The 16,495-nt window shown below is 45.0% G+C and carries 17 protein-coding genes and 2 riboswitches; of the genes, 3 read left to right on the top strand and 14 right to left on the bottom strand.

Features of this window, described 5'->3' with window-relative positions:
* Positions 1-17: 17 nt before the first annotated feature.
* The 9 genes from folD to EDD67_RS04530 all read right to left on the bottom strand — a co-directional run bounded on the left by folD (position 18) and on the right by EDD67_RS04530 (position 6,618).
* A complete protein-coding gene (gene folD / locus EDD67_RS04570; RefSeq protein ID WP_121438926.1) occupies positions 18-866 on the bottom strand; it encodes a bifunctional methylenetetrahydrofolate dehydrogenase/methenyltetrahydrofolate cyclohydrolase FolD in 849 nt (282 codons plus the stop codon).
* A 50-nt stretch (positions 867-916) separates the two neighbouring features.
* The gene (nusB, locus tag EDD67_RS04565) at positions 917-1,309 is read right to left on the bottom strand and encodes a transcription antitermination factor NusB (RefSeq protein ID WP_121438927.1); all 393 of its coding nucleotides are present in this window, start codon (positions 1,307-1,309) and stop codon (positions 917-919) included.
* Positions 1,310-1,442: 133 nt separating this feature from the next.
* The gene (locus EDD67_RS04560; RefSeq protein ID WP_093071659.1) at positions 1,443-1,862 is read right to left on the bottom strand and encodes an Asp23/Gls24 family envelope stress response protein; all 420 of its coding nucleotides are present in this window, start codon (positions 1,860-1,862) and stop codon (positions 1,443-1,445) included.
* An 18-nt stretch (positions 1,863-1,880) separates the two neighbouring features.
* Positions 1,881-3,242 (bottom strand): acetyl-CoA carboxylase biotin carboxylase subunit, encoded by a 1,362-nt coding sequence (gene accC, locus EDD67_RS04555; protein WP_121438928.1) that lies wholly within the window; start codon positions 3,240-3,242, stop codon positions 1,881-1,883.
* Positions 3,243-3,253: 11 nt separating this feature from the next.
* Positions 3,254-3,769: an acetyl-CoA carboxylase biotin carboxyl carrier protein gene (gene accB / locus EDD67_RS04550; RefSeq protein WP_121438929.1), complete on the bottom strand. Its 516-nt coding sequence runs from the start codon at positions 3,767-3,769 to the stop codon at positions 3,254-3,256.
* A gap of 224 nt (positions 3,770-3,993) precedes the next feature.
* Positions 3,994-4,359, bottom strand: a complete 366-nt coding sequence (locus EDD67_RS04545; protein ID WP_093071662.1) for a hypothetical protein — start codon at positions 4,357-4,359, stop codon at positions 3,994-3,996.
* A gap of 120 nt (positions 4,360-4,479) precedes the next feature.
* Complete coding sequence (locus EDD67_RS04540) at positions 4,480-4,893, bottom strand: hypothetical protein (RefSeq protein ID WP_121438930.1); 414 nt, start codon at positions 4,891-4,893, stop codon at positions 4,480-4,482.
* A gap of 76 nt (positions 4,894-4,969) precedes the next feature.
* Positions 4,970-5,527 carry an elongation factor P gene (gene efp / locus EDD67_RS04535; RefSeq protein ID WP_121438931.1) on the bottom strand — a complete coding sequence of 186 codons (558 nt, stop codon included), beginning with the start codon at positions 5,525-5,527 and terminating at the stop codon, positions 4,970-4,972.
* A gap of 20 nt (positions 5,528-5,547) precedes the next feature.
* Positions 5,548-6,618, bottom strand: coding sequence for a M24 family metallopeptidase (locus EDD67_RS04530; RefSeq protein ID WP_121438932.1), 1,071 nt, complete (start codon positions 6,616-6,618; stop codon positions 5,548-5,550).
* Positions 6,619-6,879: 261 nt separating this feature from the next.
* Between EDD67_RS04530 and EDD67_RS04525 the strand changes: the two genes are divergently transcribed.
* Both EDD67_RS04525 and EDD67_RS04520 read left to right on the top strand, forming a co-directional pair.
* On the top strand, positions 6,880-7,299 hold the full coding sequence (locus tag EDD67_RS04525; RefSeq protein ID WP_093071666.1) for an SA1362 family protein: 420 nt from the start codon (positions 6,880-6,882) through the stop codon (positions 7,297-7,299).
* Between the two features lie 69 nt (positions 7,300-7,368).
* The gene (locus EDD67_RS04520) at positions 7,369-8,175 is read left to right on the top strand and encodes a hypothetical protein (protein ID WP_121438933.1); all 807 of its coding nucleotides are present in this window, start codon (positions 7,369-7,371) and stop codon (positions 8,173-8,175) included.
* A 41-nt stretch (positions 8,176-8,216) separates the two neighbouring features.
* Here the strand turns inward: EDD67_RS04520 and mntR are convergent, their stop codons facing one another.
* Positions 8,217-8,642 carry a transcriptional regulator MntR gene (gene mntR, locus EDD67_RS04515; protein ID WP_121438934.1) on the bottom strand — a complete coding sequence of 142 codons (426 nt, stop codon included), beginning with the start codon at positions 8,640-8,642 and terminating at the stop codon, positions 8,217-8,219.
* Positions 8,643-8,774: 132 nt separating this feature from the next.
* Positions 8,775-11,330: a vitamin B12-dependent ribonucleotide reductase gene (locus EDD67_RS04510; protein WP_121439170.1), complete on the bottom strand. Its 2,556-nt coding sequence runs from the start codon at positions 11,328-11,330 to the stop codon at positions 8,775-8,777.
* A 481-nt stretch (positions 11,331-11,811) separates the two neighbouring features.
* Here EDD67_RS04510 and EDD67_RS04505 point away from each other — a divergent pair, with 481 nt between their 5' ends.
* Entirely contained in the window at positions 11,812-12,186 is a 375-nt protein-coding gene (locus tag EDD67_RS04505) for a rhodanese-like domain-containing protein (RefSeq protein ID WP_121438935.1), read from the top strand.
* Between the two features lie 43 nt (positions 12,187-12,229).
* Here the strand turns inward: EDD67_RS04505 and gcvPB are convergent, their stop codons facing one another.
* The 3 genes from gcvPB to gcvT are packed head-to-tail and all read right to left on the bottom strand — an operon-like array spanning position 12,230 to position 16,168.
* On the bottom strand, positions 12,230-13,690 hold the full coding sequence (gene gcvPB / locus EDD67_RS04500) for an aminomethyl-transferring glycine dehydrogenase subunit GcvPB (protein ID WP_121438936.1): 1,461 nt from the start codon (positions 13,688-13,690) through the stop codon (positions 12,230-12,232).
* Positions 13,687-15,033, bottom strand: a complete 1,347-nt coding sequence (gene gcvPA / locus EDD67_RS04495; RefSeq protein WP_242005921.1) for an aminomethyl-transferring glycine dehydrogenase subunit GcvPA — start codon at positions 15,031-15,033, stop codon at positions 13,687-13,689. The genes gcvPB and gcvPA overlap by 4 nt, the downstream gene beginning before the upstream one ends.
* 25 nt (positions 15,034-15,058) lie before the next feature.
* A complete protein-coding gene (gene gcvT / locus EDD67_RS04490; protein WP_121438937.1) occupies positions 15,059-16,168 on the bottom strand; it encodes a glycine cleavage system aminomethyltransferase GcvT in 1,110 nt (369 codons plus the stop codon).
* A gap of 81 nt (positions 16,169-16,249) precedes the next feature.
* A riboswitch (glycine riboswitch) is annotated at positions 16,250-16,341 on the bottom strand.
* 3 nt (positions 16,342-16,344) lie between these two features.
* Positions 16,345-16,438, bottom strand: a riboswitch (glycine riboswitch).
* Positions 16,439-16,495 lie beyond the last annotated feature (57 nt).

The following is a 16,495-nucleotide window of genomic DNA, read 5'->3' as shown; positions in this document are numbered from 1 at the left end:
TGCAGGCACTCCTTATGTTAAGTGCGTTTTTCAGCAGACTGGATAGTGTTTTTCAACAGCATTGTAATTGTCATCGGTCCTACACCGCCGGGAACCGGTGTTATGTAAGACGCTTTTTGAACAGCTGAATCAAAATCGACGTCGCCGATCAGTTTCCCTTCTTCATTTCGGTTGACACCGACATCGATCACAACCGCGCCGGCTTTTATATCGTCACCGTGAATAAAGCGCTGTTTACCGACAGCCGCTACTACGATGTCTGCCGATTGGATAAATTCTTGCATATTTTCAGTTCGGGAATGGCAATAAGTTACCGTCGCATTTTCGTTTAACAGAAGCTGGCCGACCGGTTTGCCGACGATATTGCTTCTGCCGATCACAACAGCATGCTTTCCTTCAATCGATATGTTTTTCGATTTGATCATTTCGATAATTCCATACGGTGTGCACGGTAAAAACGTATCTTGTCCTGTCATCATCCGTCCGATATTAATCGGGTGAAATCCGTCGACATCTTTGTCCGGATCAATCGTTTCAATCACTTTTTTCTCCGAAATATGTGTTGGAAGCGGCAATTGCACAAGGATCCCGTCGATCGCTTTGTCTTGGTTCAGTTCGGCAATTTTATGTAAAAGCTCCTGCTCTGAGATCGATGTCGGAAGTTCGTCCAACCGTGAATAGATTCCTGTTTCTTCGCACGCTTTTTTCTTTGCGCGCACGTAAGACTGCGAAGCTGGGTCTTCCCCGACTAAAATAACAGCTAAGCCGGGCTGAACACCTTTTCCCTGCAACTCATCGACTTCGCTTTTCATCGCAAGCCTTTTTTCTTTCGCCAATTCTTTTCCCGAGATAATTGTTGCACTCATAGGTCACATTCCTCCAGAAAAATAATGATACCGCATCTTCAAGATATACATTAAAACGATTCCGCTGCATGTGACAAAACGCCGTTGACAAACTTCCCGGATTCCGGATCGCCGGAAAACCCGCGGGCAAGCTCAATCGCTTCGTTAATGCTCACACTGACTGGAACATCATCAAGTTTGATCATTTCATAAAGCGCCATCCGCATAACGGCATGATCTACTTTTGACAGACGCGAAAGCGCCCAGTGATCCATTGAATTTTCAATCAGCGGATCGATTTCAGCTAAATGATCCAGCGTTCCGGTAATTAACGTTTCCAAAAACGGATCAGACACTTCATCTTCTTCAAGCACAAAGTTTAATGCATCATTTATATCTGCTCCGGTCATTTCTATTTGATATAAAGCCTGTACAGCTTTTATTCTTGCGTGTCTTCGATTCATTGTCATTCTCCTTTTTTCCGCCCGTTCCTACGGGAGTAACATCACTATAGATGATAGCATAACTTTCCATCACTGAATAGAACAGAAAACAGTGCCGCCCGGTTTCTCCGGCGGCACTGCCTGATCTTTTTGTTTATTGTGCTTCTTTTTTTTGACTGCCTTCATGCTCCGGTTTTGCCGACTCAAATTGAACGCCGACAACGTGAACATCGACGGATAAAACGTTAATCGCCGTCATATTTTTTAGCGTTTGAAAAACATTTTCCTGCATTTTTTTGCATACTTCAGGAATCGATACGCCGTAATTCGTATCGACAAACAATTCGAGAGTTACGCCTTCTTCGGTAAATTCCACTTTCACACCTTTCCCGTGTGATGCTTTTCGGCCAAGCCTTTCAGCCACACCGGAAGCAAAATTGCCGCGTAAAGAAGCCACTCCTTCAATCTCTGTCGCAGCTATGCCGGCAATGACTTCAATTACTTCCGGAGAGATTTCCACATCACCGAGCTGTTCTTTATTTTGTGCGATTTGAATGAGGTGATTTTCCGTCATTTTAATCCTTCCTTTCGTCTATTGATGGGACGCTGGAATAACTTTGTGTTCATCGAGAAAATTCGTGTTGAAATCGCCGCCGGCAAAGACTTCATGATCCATTAAATGCCGGTGAAACGAAATCGTTGTATCAACACCTTCAATCATAAATTCGTCGAGTGCGCGCTTCATCTTTGCGATCGCTTCATCACGCGTACGGCCGAATGTAATTAATTTGGCAATCATCGAATCGTAGTAAGGTGTGATCATGTACCCGGGATACATCGCGCTGTCCACACGCACGCCGAATCCTCCCGGAGGCAAATACATCGGAATTCGTCCTGGTGACGGCATGAAGTCTTTCTCGGGATTTTCCGCATTGATGCGGCATTCCATCGACCAGCCTTGAAAGGTTATCTCATCTTGAGTATAAGTGAGCTTCTCCCCGGAAGCAACTAACAGCTGTTCTTTAATTAAGTCGACCCCGGTAACCATTTCTGTAACCGGGTGCTCAACTTGAATACGTGTGTTCATTTCCATGAAGTAAAATTCATTTGTCGTATGATCAAATATATATTCGATTGTTCCGGCCCCTTGGTAATCGACCGCCTTAGCTGCTTGTACGGACGCCTCGCCCATTTTCGCTCGTATTTCCGGCGTCAGCGCAGGAGATGGTGATTCTTCAACTAACTTTTGCAGCCGGCGCTGGACGGTGCAGTCTCTTTCTCCTAAATGAATCGCATTGCCGTAGGAATCACCGAGAACTTGAATTTCGACGTGACGGAAATCCTCAATATACTTCTCTAAGTAAAGTCCCGGATTGCCGAAGTTCGCTTTCGCTTCTTTTTGGGTAACGGAAATGCCTTTGCGCAGCTCCTCTTCATCCCGCGCAACGCGAATCCCTTTACCGCCTCCTCCGGCAGTCGCTTTAATAATAACCGGATAGCCGATGTCCTCAGCAATTTTCACGCCGTCTTCTTCATCAATGATAATGCCGTCTGAGCCGGGGACGACCGGAACGCCGGCTTTCTCCATCGTCGTCCGGGCGACATCTTTCGTGCCCATTTGACTGATCGCCCAAGCGCTCGGGCCTATGAACGTAATATTGCATTGTTCGCACATTTCTGCAAAATCCGCATTCTCGGCTAAAAAGCCGTAGCCGGGATGTATACCGTCAACACCCGTTTGGGTGGCTAAACTCATGATATTCGCCTTATTCAAGTAACTGTCTGCCGATGAAACCGGGCCGATGCAATATGCCTCGTCCGCCAATTGAACGTGCAGTGCATCATGATCGGCTTCGGAAAATACCGCGACCGTTTCAATGCCTAATTCCTTGCATGCGCGGATGACCCGAACAGCTATTTCACCGCGATTCGCAATAAGTACTCTTTTCATCATTATGAAATCCCCTACTTCCGTTTCACTGTAAACATTTCTTGACCGTATTCAACTAATTGGCCGTTTTCAACCAAAATATCAACAATCTCGCCGTTTACTTCGGCTTCGATTTCATTCATCAGTTTCATTGCTTCGACAATGCAGACGACGGAGTCCTTTTGAATTGGATCGCCTTTTTTGACATAAGGTTCAGCATCCGGCGACGGCGATTCGTAGAACGTCCCTACCATCGGCGAGGTGATCGCAACAAGGTCGGCATCGGCTGCTGACGCTGCAGCAGTGCCGCTTGCTCCGGCCGGATCAGCTGCTTGGTTTTCCGCATTTGCCGGCGCAGGCGGCTGCGGTGCCGGCTCTGGCGCAGGCGGCACCGCAACAGGTGTTGCGCCGCTCTGATTAACGGCTTGGACCGTCGGTTGATTATTTTTAGACATAGAAACTTTCGAGCCGTTTTGTTCAAATGTAAATTCATCGATTGAAGACTCATCAATCAATTTAATCAGCTCGCGAATCTCCTGAATTTTCAACATAACTCACACTCCGTTTTTATTTTTATTGATTTGCCTTTTTATCAGCTTTTAAACCTTGCTGTTAAAGGCTGTTAATATGTCTTAAGATGTAGTCCTAAAAGGTATGCTACCGTAAAACTGCATACTTGAAAACCTTTTTTTCGCAAGATCGCGCCAATTTTTCATCTTTAAAGTATGTAAATAATATAAAACCGCCTGCCGGCGGCCCGGCAAAGCGGTTTTTATTACTCTTCTTCGGCATTCTCATCAGAAACGTAGGCTTGTTCATGTTCAATCGGTGTTTTATATTCGCGAAAAACAGGATATTCAGAAAGGTTATCCGGAATTTTCCCTTTATCGAGCAGAATAATCTTAACGATATTTTTATTCCGGGCCATATGATACTGTTCGCCGTATTCATTTTCTTGGGTGTATGTCTTTAAGCTTTGGTAGTCCTCTTCTTGGATCGATACGGGGACACCTTCACCGGCCGATTCTTCATCTTGCTCATAACCGATTTCAAACTCAACAATTTGAATTTTATCATTACGGATATTACGGGTTTGTTCCAGTACTGCTTTTGCGCCTTCTGTCAGATCAGACCATTCCATGATTGCAATCTCTCCCTTAAGTCAATCGTTTCCCCCCTGACACTAAGTCCGAGGGGTGCAAGACCGTATTATATCATTTGTTCCCGAAAAATTCATGGGGAGAATACAATCTCGCTTCGGCTACGAGCTTAAATTCAGCTGATCTTGGATGACGCGAAGCAGTTGATCTTCATCCTCCATCCATTCTTCGAATGAACCGCGATCAGCACAAAACGATCCGACATCTTTAAGGCCATCAAAAATATCGACACAGTAAAAATCATCCCAATGCTGATGATATTTAATTTTCCAGCCGTTTTTCAGCGTCAGCGTTTCCTGTTCATTTATTGTGGAACCTTTTTGCATTTGCGTAACATGCAGTTTAATCATATCGATGATTTCCTCTTCATCCCACTCGTCAAAAGTTTGCGCATCTGAGCAGAAAGATCCCATCGATTCTCCGTTTTTCATCACTTCCACACATACAACATATTCGGAAAATTTTTGATAATTTGCTGTTATTTCATCTGTAACTGTGATTTGCGTTTTTTCCATAACGATCCTCCCTTTCGGTTAAAATAAAAAAACACACTCGTAACGTCCCTGCTGTTACAAGTGTGTTTCCTCTTTTCTATGCTCTTGAAACATATTTCCCTTCGCGTGTATCAATCACCAGTACATCGCCTTCATTAACAAAAAACGGCACTTGAACAGTCAGACCTGTTTCAACCGTCGCAGGTTTCGTGCCTCCGGACGCTGTGTCACCTTTTACACCCGGTTCCGTCTCTGTCACAGTTAATTGTACCGTATTCGGCACATCCACGCCGAGTATCTCGTTACCGTAACTCAACACTTGGACCTCCATGTTTTCCTTTAAATAATTTAATTGCTCCTTAATTTGGTCCGTTGTAAGTTCGAGCTGCTCATAAGATGTCATATCCATAAACGTGTGCACGTCTGCACTCGAGTATAGGTACTGCATTTTATTATTTTCTAAATGAGCTTTATTGATTTTTTCCCCGGCCCGAAAAGTTTTTTCCTGAATGTTGCCGCTTCGCATACTGCGCAATTTGGTGCGGACAAACGCGGACCCTTTCCCCGGTTTTACGTGCTGAAATTCAATCACTTGCCAAATATCATTGTCCACTTCGACAGTTAATCCTGTTTTTAAATCGTTGACTGAAACCATTAAACATCCTCCTAGGTAATTTAGTTATTGCCTGCTTGCATAAGTTCTTTCGAAGACTTTGTCATAACATCATTTCCGTTTTCAGTTATAACGATGTCATCTTCGATTCTTGTTCCGCCTTTGCCTGCAATATAAATGCCCGGTTCAACAGTGACAACCATTCCAGGCTTAAGAACGGTTTCACTCATTTTAGAAAGGCGCGGAGATTCGTGCACTTCCATGCCCATGCCGTGCCCGGTTCCGTGACCGAAATAACTGCCAAACCCTCGTTCAGTAATGTAACTCCGGGCGATTTGATCGGCCTCTTTTCCGGTCATTCCTGCACGGATTTGTGCAACTGCGCGTTTTTGCGCCTCGAGTACCGTCGCGTAAATGTCTTTAAGTTCGTCATTTACTTCGCCGACAGCGACCGTCCTCGTCATATCAGAACAGTAACCTTTATAATAAGCGCCAAAATCGAGCGTGACTAATTCGCCTTCTTCAATTCGTTTATCGCTGGCGACGCCGTGCGGCAGAGCGGAACGGTAACCGGATGCAACAATAATATCAAACGACGATGAGACAGCTCCTTTTTTCCGCATGAAAAATTCCAGTTCATTTGCGACATCGATTTCCTTAACACCCGGTTTGATATAAGACAAAATATGATCAAATGCCTCATCGGCGATATCAACAGCTTCTTGTATGAGCGAAATTTCTTCTTTGCTTTTAACAGCTCTCATGGCTTCAACGAGCCCCTCTGCGGGAATCATTTCCGCAGATAGCGCCTTTTGATAAGTTGTATATTGGCTGTAAGTTAAATCCGTCGATTCAAATCCGATTTTCTCGAGGCCTGCTTCACTGATAACCTTGGCGACCGTATCATGTATCGGGCCGGAATGTTCAATCACGGTGAAATCACCGGTCTCCTTTTCTGCTTGCTCGACATAACGGAAATCGGTGATCAAAAAAGCTTTCTCGCTTGAAACAACAGCTGCTCCGGCTGTTCCAGTAAAACCTGTTAAATACCGCCGATTATACGGGTTGGTAATTAACAAGCCATCCATTTCTTGATCAGCTAATTGTTTTTGCAGTTGCGCTAAACGGCTCATCGCTTCCCCTCCTGTATTCGTAAACGCTGCGTATGTACGTCCTGTATTTTAACACAGCCGTGCAGGGATGAACAGCCAGGGCGGGGCATTTTACCTGCCGGCGAAAAAGATGTGTGAAACAATCAGCAACCGGGAATATACTTTATGATACTTGGTATATGTAGAGGAATTTGGCGAAATCGTGTAAAATAAGATATATAAACAGTTGTTCTGATCTGCCAAACTGCATGAATTTTATAACGTTTTCCGGAGGTGAATAAAATGGTCTCCCGCATTTTCCGCAGTCCGCTTCTCATCATCCTTTTAAGTCTTGCATTTCTCGGAATAGGCGTTCAGCTGTTCACGAGTCCGGGCGCATTTTTCACATCGCTTTTTGTTACCATCGGTGTCATTACAGTTTTAATTTTGCTTTTTCGCACATTCATCATGCCGCGTTTAATGAACAGACAAGGAGGCGGCGTGCCCAAACAATACAAAGCTGCTGCCAAAGCCACGCAGCATAAAGCCCAAGCAAACACCGGCACGGCACCGAAGAAAAAACCGGTTGCCGCTGTAAAAAAACCAAAACAATCAGAAAAAAAGAAGCCTGCCGCCAAACCGTTAGTCAAACGTTCTCCGGAAGTGCAGTTAACAGTTATTGAAGGAAAAAAGAACAAGAAAAAAAGCCGAGCTAATTCTTGATGCTTGGCTTTTCTTTTTTCCCTGCTGAAGTTTTCAACCTGACGTCTTACTAACCGGAGGTGTACCAATATGCAGGAAACAGCCAGCCCCTTTTTATCTTTAGCGCTATGGTCTGAATGGCTTTTTGTCTTTTTTTTGCTCATTGCCGGCGGTATTTTTTGGCTGCGGCATAAACGGACGGGCTTTATGATTCTTTATTTAACTGTGTTGTCCTTATCTGTAAGTTTTATTATTACGCTCTATTTTCCTTACTTATATACAGAAGATATGCCTGTGCCGATTACTCATCCGCATATTCAAGCAACAATGACGCTTACGGCATTTCTTATTCCGCTGGCAAAGAAACGGATGACCGTCCTTGTATTGTTGGTTCCGATTACGGCTATGAGCTTTATATATTTACTGCTTCATCAAATACCTGCCCTGTCGATCGTTGGAGGAATTTTAATCGGCGGATTTATCAGTTACAGCTACTACCGCAGTCAAGATTGGATGGGCGCGATGCCTGAACCGTTTTTGTTTTTATTCGCCGCTGTTTTGCCGATGTTTATTGCTGTGCTCGTTTATCCGCAAACGCCGTTTCTTTATTTAGCCGGGGTGCTGTTTGGAACAGGCGTAGGGGCTGCATATGAACAGCTGAAAGTCCGAATGATCTATGAGGGCACCCTTTTACGAAACAGAGTGCAAGCGATGGTGATCGGTTCATTCGGAATTATTTCCGGCTATCTTCTCTACACACTCGGACTCTTCAACTCACCGTTTTTGAATTTTTCCTTCGGTTTGTTAACCGGACTATGGATCACATTTATCGTTCCGCTCTTGTTAGTCTCATTAGGTTTCTTCAGTAAAGAAGGCGCTGAAGAGCGTGTTTTTTAACAGTAAAGGGCCGTGCTGTCTCAGACAGCACGGCCCTTTACTTACTGATCCAGTTCATTTTTGCGCTGTACGTCGCGCAATTCTTCAATCCGTGACGGGTTCTCTTCAAAATACTGCACGACATCGCCGATCCGGTCAATCGCATCCCAGCTTAAATGATGTTCAATCCCTTCTACATCCTCGTAAATTCCCGATTCATCTACACCGATGATTCGCATGAACGACTCCAATAACTCGTGACGGTACACGAGGCGTTTGCCGATTTTTTTCCCTTTCCCGGTCAATACAAGCCCGCGGTATTTTTCGTATACAAGATATTCATTTGAATCGAGTTTTTGCACCATTTTCGTTACTGAAGAAGGATGCACCTGAAGTGCATCAGCAATATCCGATACTCTTGCGTAGCCTTTGTCTTCTATCAATATGTATATTCGCTCTAAATAATCTTCCATACTCGGTGTCGGCATGAGCTTCCCTCCAAAACAATTAAACAGCTTCATTTGCACTTTGTATTATACTACATTTCAGAGTTTCACACTATATCAAACGAATAAAACCTCCAGCAGCCGTCAGGCCAGCTGGAGGTTTTAACAAAGCAATTACAGCCCGCATTTCAATTGAGCACTGCAGTTCGTACACGTGTTGCATCCGCCGATGTCTTCTACGGTGCCTTGACGGCAAACCGGACAAGTGTTGCCGACTTCGCTGCCGTAAGTGACAGAGGTCGAACGCAAGTCTGCAATCGTATCAACAAGCACAACCGGCCTGTTCTCTTCATCGCGTTCTTCACCGCCGGTCAAGTCGACTGTATATTCGTCGTTCTCTTCAGCTTTCAGAGTCAGCACCTGACTGTCACGGCTGCCGTCTACATAAACGGTTCCGCCTTTAGCTCCTCCGCGGTAAAGCCGCTCGTATAAATTCTGGACTTGCTCAACCGTATAACCTTTAGGAGCGTTGACTGTTTTGCTCAATGAACTGTCGACCCATTTTTGGATCACACATTGAACATCCGCGTGCGCTTCCGGCGATAAATCCATGCTCGAAATAAACCACTCCGGCAAGTCGTCCGGGTCTGTGTCAGGATGTTCGTTTAAATAATCCTGTAAAATTTGTGCTTTCACCTCGATAAATTTACCAAGCCGTCCGCTTCGGAAATAGGAAAAGGAAAAATACGGTTCAAGGCCCGTTGATACGCCGACCATCGTTCCTGTTGAACCGGTAGGCGCAACCGTCAATAAATGCGAATTGCGAATACCGTATTTTTTCACACCTTCAAGGATATCTTCCGGCATCTTTTTCATATAGCCTGTATTCGTAAACTTCTCCCGGAGATATTCAGTCTCTTGATCATTATCACCTGTTAAATATGGAAAACTTCCTTTTTCCCGGGCGAGTTCCACCGACGTTCGATACGCGGTTGTCGCGATCGCTTCGAAAATGTCGTCCACAAGCTGATTGCCTTCTTCTGATCCGTAAACCGTTTCCGTATAAATAAGCAGATCGTGAAGACCCATCACACCGAGACCAACCCGGCGTTCGCCTTTCGCCTGTTTCGTATTTTCATCTAAAAAGTACGGGGTCGCGTCAATGACATTATCTTGCATACGGACACCGGTTGCGACCGTCTGTTTCAGTTTGGCGAAATCAACTTTTTTATTCGTTGTATCAGCCATCTCGGCCAAGTTCACAGCAGCAAGGTTGCAGACCGAATAAGGCGCGAGCGGCTGCTCGCCACATGGATTAGTCGCTACAACTTTTTGGCCGTACGCGCTTGCGTTCGTCATTTCATTGGCATTATCAATAAAGAAAATCCCCGGCTCAGCAGAGTAAGTTGCACAAATGTTGATCAAGTTCCATAATTCTTTTGCTTTAATCGTCCGGTAAGTTCGCGTAGCAAAACCGAGCGCTTCCCATTCACGGACGTCGCCGTACTCGTGCCACTCGCGGTTGTATGCTTCCATCTCAGCCGGTGTGTAACTTTCGACATCCGGAAAACGAAGCTCATAATCTTCATCACGTTCAACGGCGTCCATGAATTCTTTTGTAATGCAGACAGAAATATTTGCCCCTGTTAAAAACTCAGGGTTATTCACTTCATAAGTTCCGCCGGTGCGCAGCGTATCTTCAGCTTGGCGAATGACTTTAGGATCAAAGCCGCCTTGCCCTTCAATTGCTTTATAATTCACAATGCTTTGATACATCGCTTCTTCTACTTCTGTGAGCGGTTTAAACCGCAGTTTTTCTGAAACCAGCATACGAATTTGCTCATCTTCGGTATTTTCCAGCAAATAACGTAAAATACGCGGATTTTGCATTTTTGAAATAATGAATTCGAGAATATCCGGATGCCAGTCAGACAGCATAATCATCTGCGCTCCGCGGCGAGAACCGCCTTGTTCAACTAAATGAGTCAATTTCGCAATGTCATCGAGCCAAGAGACAGATCCTGATGATTTTCCGTTCACACCGCGCGCCAGGGTGTTTCTCGGGCGCAAGGTAGAACCATTCGTACCGACACCGCCGCCGCGGCTCATAATCTCCATTACCTGCTTCCGGTGTTCAGAAATACCCTCGCGGGAATCTGCAACAAACGGCATGACATAACAATTAAAATACGTGACATCCGTCTCCGCACCGGCTCCGTACAAGACCCGCCCTGCAGGAACAAAATTCATGTTCACCAATTCATGGTAAAAAGATTCAAAGGAGCTTTGGCGCTGTTCCTCATCCGTTTCAACTTCGGAAAGGCCTTTCGCATTACGTTTCGCGATTTGTTCATAATAGATTTCTAAAGGCTTATCAATCGTTTCCAACGGCCGTTTAACCGTACCAGTTTCTTTTTCGTCTGCCTCTTCAAGCACATGGTGAAATTCATCGTCTACTGCAATGACAGCTTCACCGCTGTTCCAATCAATTGAGGAAACAAATCCAAACCCCCGAGCCGGAAACTTTGGATCGGCTTTGACTGTTAAGACTACAAAATCTCCTTCTTTCAGTGTCAGCTTTTCCGTATCCTTAAAGGTGTAACGGTCCAGCATTACAAGACGGGAAACACCGCTTTGCATTCGTTCCATGTCAGGAGTAATCGGAAACACTTGCGGGAATTTCGCAATATCTTTGTTTAACTGTTCCGTGTTAATTTTGCGCTCAGACATAAATGTAGTCACAAGCCTCTCTCCTTTGTCTAAATATATCGTAAAGACTCTGTGCAGTCCTCGATGACTTGTTTCACTATATCACAACGAGACACCATTCATCAATCAATATATTGTGTTTTGATGAAGACTTCATATACTATATATCGAATTACGACTCTTTTTTCAGCTGATTTGTCAACTGTTAAAAAACAGCGCAAAGCAGCTCAAAAAAGCATTTGGCTGATATCCGGGCGTTTAATTGCATTTTTTAACGAATTTCAGTAATTGCATTTATTTGTAAAATGTGTCAGGTGACGAGTGATAATCACACAGCTTGGACAGCAGAAATTAAAATCATACCATCTTTTAAAAGACAAAAAAAGCGAAAGAAAATATATAGCTGTGATGAATCATTTTGAAAATATTGCGTATTCGGTAACAAACCGATATTATATCTAATGGAGCCGATAAATGAACGATTTAGAAAAGGAGGGGTAAAGTGGATCTGTGGATTTTCGTTGGTTTAACCTTAATATTAATTGCTTTTCTCATTCTTCGTACGAAGAAACCGAAATATTTAAAAACCCTAAGCGAAGAGGAATTTAAACAAAATTACCGTAAGGCGCAGCTGATTGACATCCGGGAAGAAAAAGAATTTAAAACCGGACACATTCTTGGCGCCAGAAATATTCCTTTGTCGCAATTAAAACGAAGAGCAGAAGAAATTCGACCGGATATGCCGGTTTATATGTACTGTCAAAACGGATCAAGAACGGCCCAGGCAGCAAAGATCCTCCGCAAAAAACGCGGTGTTCAAGACTTAGCCAGCCTGCAGGGCGGGTTTAAAAAATGGACGGGCAAGATTAAAAAATAATCACAAAACAAAACAGCCGGCCTGATGAGGCCGGCTGTTTTTCTTATTGTTTTTCGTATCTTAAAACCGGTTGTCTGGCTGCTTTCGTTTCATCAAGCCGGTCGATCACGGTATGATGCGGGGCTTCCTGAACAATCTCAGGATGATCTTCCGCTTCTTCGGCAATTTGAATCATCGCATCGCAAAACTCATCGAGAACTTCTTTCGCTTCCGTTTCCGTCGGTTCTATCATCATCGTTTCCTCGACGTTAATCGGAAAATAAATCGTCGGCGGGTGGTAGCCGAAATCCAAAAGTCGCTTCGCCATATCCAATGTGCGCACACCTTGCTTTTTCTGCCGCTTTCCGGACAAAACAAATTCATGTTTGCAATGTTGCGAGTACGGCACATCAAAATACGGTTCTAACCGGCGGAGCATATAATTCGCATTTAGCACCGCAAACTCTGAAACTTTACGAAGACCGGCAGGACCCATCGTTCGAATATAAGCATACGCCCGGACATTGATGCCAAAATTTCCGTAGTACGGCTTCACCCGGCCGATTGACTCGGGAATATCGTAGTGAAACACATAACGGTCCGCTTGTTTAATGATTTGCGGTGCCGGCAAGTACGGAACGAGGTCTTGTTTGACACCGACCGGACCGGAACCCGGGCCGCCGCCGCCGTGAGGCGTTGTAAATGTTTTGTGTAAATTAAGATGAACCACATCAAATCCCATATCACCGGGACGGGCAATTCCGAGAATCGCATTCGAATTTGCCCCGTCATAATACAATTTTCCGCCCGCTTCGTGAATAATTTCGGCCATTTCAACGATTTCTTCTTCAAACAAACCGAGCGTGTTTGGGTTTGTAAGCATCAAAGCCGCTGTATCTTCGCCAGTCAATTCTTTAAGATGATCTAAGTCAACCAGCCCCCGATCATTCGTTCGAACGGTAACCGCTTCAAAGCCTGCGACGACAGCCGAAGCAGGATTCGTTCCATGCGCCGAGTCCGGAACGATCACTTTGTTTCGCTTGTAATCCTGATTCGCTTCATGAAAAGCGCGGATCAGCATTAAACCGGTCCATTCTCCGTGCGCTCCTGCTGCAGGCTGCAGGGTAACTTCGGCCATTCCAGTAATCTCAGCCAACGAAATCTGCAGCCGGTACATCACTTCCAATGCACCTTGAATCGTTGCAGAATCCTGATAAGGATGGATATGTGCGAAACCTTTGAACCGGGCAATATCCTCATGTACTTTCGGGTTGTATTTCATCGTACAAGAACCGAGCGGATAAAACCCTGTATCGACGCCGTGATTACGCTGCGAGAGCGCCGTAAAATGACGCACTGCCTGAAGCTCAGAAACTTCCGGCAATTCCGCAGGTTCTTTTCGCTGATATGACCGGGGAAGCAGATCATCAAGCGGCTGTGTTTCGATATCCAAATCCGGCAAACTGCAGCCTGTCCGACCCGATTTACTCAATTCAAATATTAGCGGCTGATTTGATTGTGTCATATTAATCCCCCTAAAACCGTTGTAAATCGATCGATTTCCTCTTTAGTACGCAGTTCGGTCACAGCTGCTAACATTTGATCTTCTCTTCCGCGGTAAAAACGTCCAAGGTCTAATCCTCCGATCATTCCTTCTGCCAATAAAGACTCATTAACTTCTTTTACAGGCTTTGTCAGCTGAATAACAAATTCATTAAAGAACGGCGTCTCGTAAACTACCGGCACACCATTTTCTTTTAATTTCCTTTTCGCATAATGCGCTTTTTGAATATTTTGCTCGGAAAGCTCCCGGAATCCTTGTTTCCCCAATAAACTCATCGAAATCGAGACTGCCAATGCATTCAGCGCCTGATTGGAACAAATATTGCTCGTAGCCTTTTCACGGCGAATATGCTGTTCGCGCGCCTGCAAAGTTAAGACAAATCCTCTTTGCCCGTGACGATCTTCGGTTTCGCCTACCAGCCGGCCGGGGACTTTACGCATTAATTTTTTATTAACGGCAAAATAACCGCAATGAGGTCCGCCCAGCTGCGACGGAATGCCAAACGGCTGCGCATCCCCTACGACGACGTCTGCCCCCAAATGTCCCGGCGCCTGCAGGACACCTAAGCTCATCGGGTTCGATGATACAACGAACATCGCTTTTTCGTTATGAACAATTTCCTCGATCGATTGCAAATCTTCCACTTGGCCGAAAAAATTCGGGTACTGAATAAGCACGCTGCCAACGTTCTCGTCCAGCGAAGAACGAAGTTTATCGATATCAGTCATCCCGTCTTTTAACGGAATTTCAACCAATTCCAGGCGCTGCGCTCTAGCATTGGTAGCTAAAACTTCCCGCGCTTCCGGATGAACTGCCTCTGAAACTAGTATTTTTGTTTTTTTGGTATGACCTGCAGCCATCATCGCCGCTTCTGCTAAAGCAGTCGGACCGTCGTACATTGACGAATTGGCTACTTCCATCCCTGTCAGCTCACAAATCATTGATTGAAATTCGAAAATTCCCTGCAATTCGCCTTGCGAAATCTCCGGCTGATAAGGTGTATATGCTGTATAAAATTCAGAGCGCAGCAGCATATGATTGACAACCGAAGGAATGTAATGCTCATAAACTCCTGCCCCTAAAAAAGACGGATAGTCTTTTGTATGAACATTTTTCTTCTCCAGTCTTGACATTTCCTTCAGAAGCGATGTCTCATCCAACGCTTCTTCAATCGGCAGATCACCTTGATAACGGACGCTTGCCGGTATGTCGGCGAATAATTCTCCTAGACTGCTGACTCCGATCGTTTTCAGCATGTTTACTTGATCCTCATCAGTCATAGGTAAATAACGAAAAGATGACATCGGTTTTGCCCCTTTCTCATGTTTGTCAATTGCCCCGTTTATAAAACGGCCGTTCAATCACAACTGCGTCAAGCTGGCGGTTGCGAATATCAACTTGAAGCTTGTTGCCGGGTTCGCAATATTCCGGTTCCAGCAAAGCAAGCCCGAGATTTTTTTGCAATGTCGGCGAATGAGTCCCGGACGTTATTTGTCCGATCAAACGGCCTTTTGCCAACACATTGTACCCGTTTCTTGGTATGCCTTTATCGATCATTTCGATTCCTGCAAGTTTTCGGGGCGGCCCCTCGGCTTTTTGTCTTTTTAATACTTCTTTCCCGATAAAAGGCGCGTCGACATTTGTTTTCACGGCAAAACCCAACCCTGCCTCGATCGGCGTAATCTCTTCTGTTAACTCCTGTCCGTAAAGAGCCAAGTTAGCCTCAAACCTGAGCGTATCACGCGCGCCGAGGCCGCAAGGCTCAACACCTTCAGCCTCTCCCTCTGCAAGAATCGCCTCCCACAATGCCGGTGCATTTTCCGGTGCGAGATAAAGCTCAAATCCGTCTTCGCCCGTATACCCCGTCCTTGAAATTAAGACGTCTGTCCCGGCAATGGTCACTGACTCTTTAAACGAAAAGAATGTAATAGCAGCCAAAGATTCTTCTGTCAGCCGCTGTAAAACTGTTTCAGCTTTAGGACCTTGAAAAGCTAATTGTGCATAGTCTTGTGAGACGTTCTCGACCTTCACGCCGGAAAAGTCTCGGCTTTGCTCGCTTAACCAGTTAACATCTTTTTCCTCATTTGCAGCATTCACAATTAAGAGCGCTTTTTCTTCATTCAGTCTGTACCAGACGAGATCATCAACTGTTCCGCCATGCTCATAACACATTGCCGTATACTGGCATTTGCCGTCTTTCGATTTTGCTGTATCATTTGTCATGATATACTGCAAAAATTCTATTGTTCCTGGACCGTAAACGATGACTTCGCCCATATGCGATACGTCAAAAATCCCGGCTCTTTCCCTGACAGCAGCATGTTCTTGTTTAATTCCTCCAAATGAAACCGGCAGTTCCCATCCGCCGAAATCCACTGTTTTTGCGCCTGACTTTTTATATTCAGTAAACAAGGGGGTGCGTTTTAACGCCAATACCATTCACCTCCATTAGTAATCTGCTTGAACGTATGTACAAAACGGTATTAAAAAAAGACAGAGACATGCCGGAAATCAGCATGTCTCTGTCTTTTATACCTGAGAGTTTTACCCGCGCAAGCATTTGCCGGCACGGTTTCCCCATCGGTGGACCGATATTTAAGCCCTTTCCAGAGGTGCGTCCAATAAGAGTCTGGCTGCCTGAGAGATTCACGCACTGCGTTTGCTCCTTCGGCGATGACCTGATCTGTCATTCTCTCCCCTTATTATCATTCGCAAATATGAAGTTAGTCGTTAATACTTTTATCTTACCATCAAATAAATTTAACC

It is taken from the genome of Salisediminibacterium halotolerans (assembly GCF_003814815.1).
GTDB classification, from domain to species: Bacteria; Bacillota; Bacilli; order Bacillales; family Salisediminibacteriaceae; genus Salisediminibacterium; species Salisediminibacterium halotolerans.
Note: the sequence above shows the minus strand (reverse complement) of the source record. Positions and strands in the feature narration are given on the sequence as shown.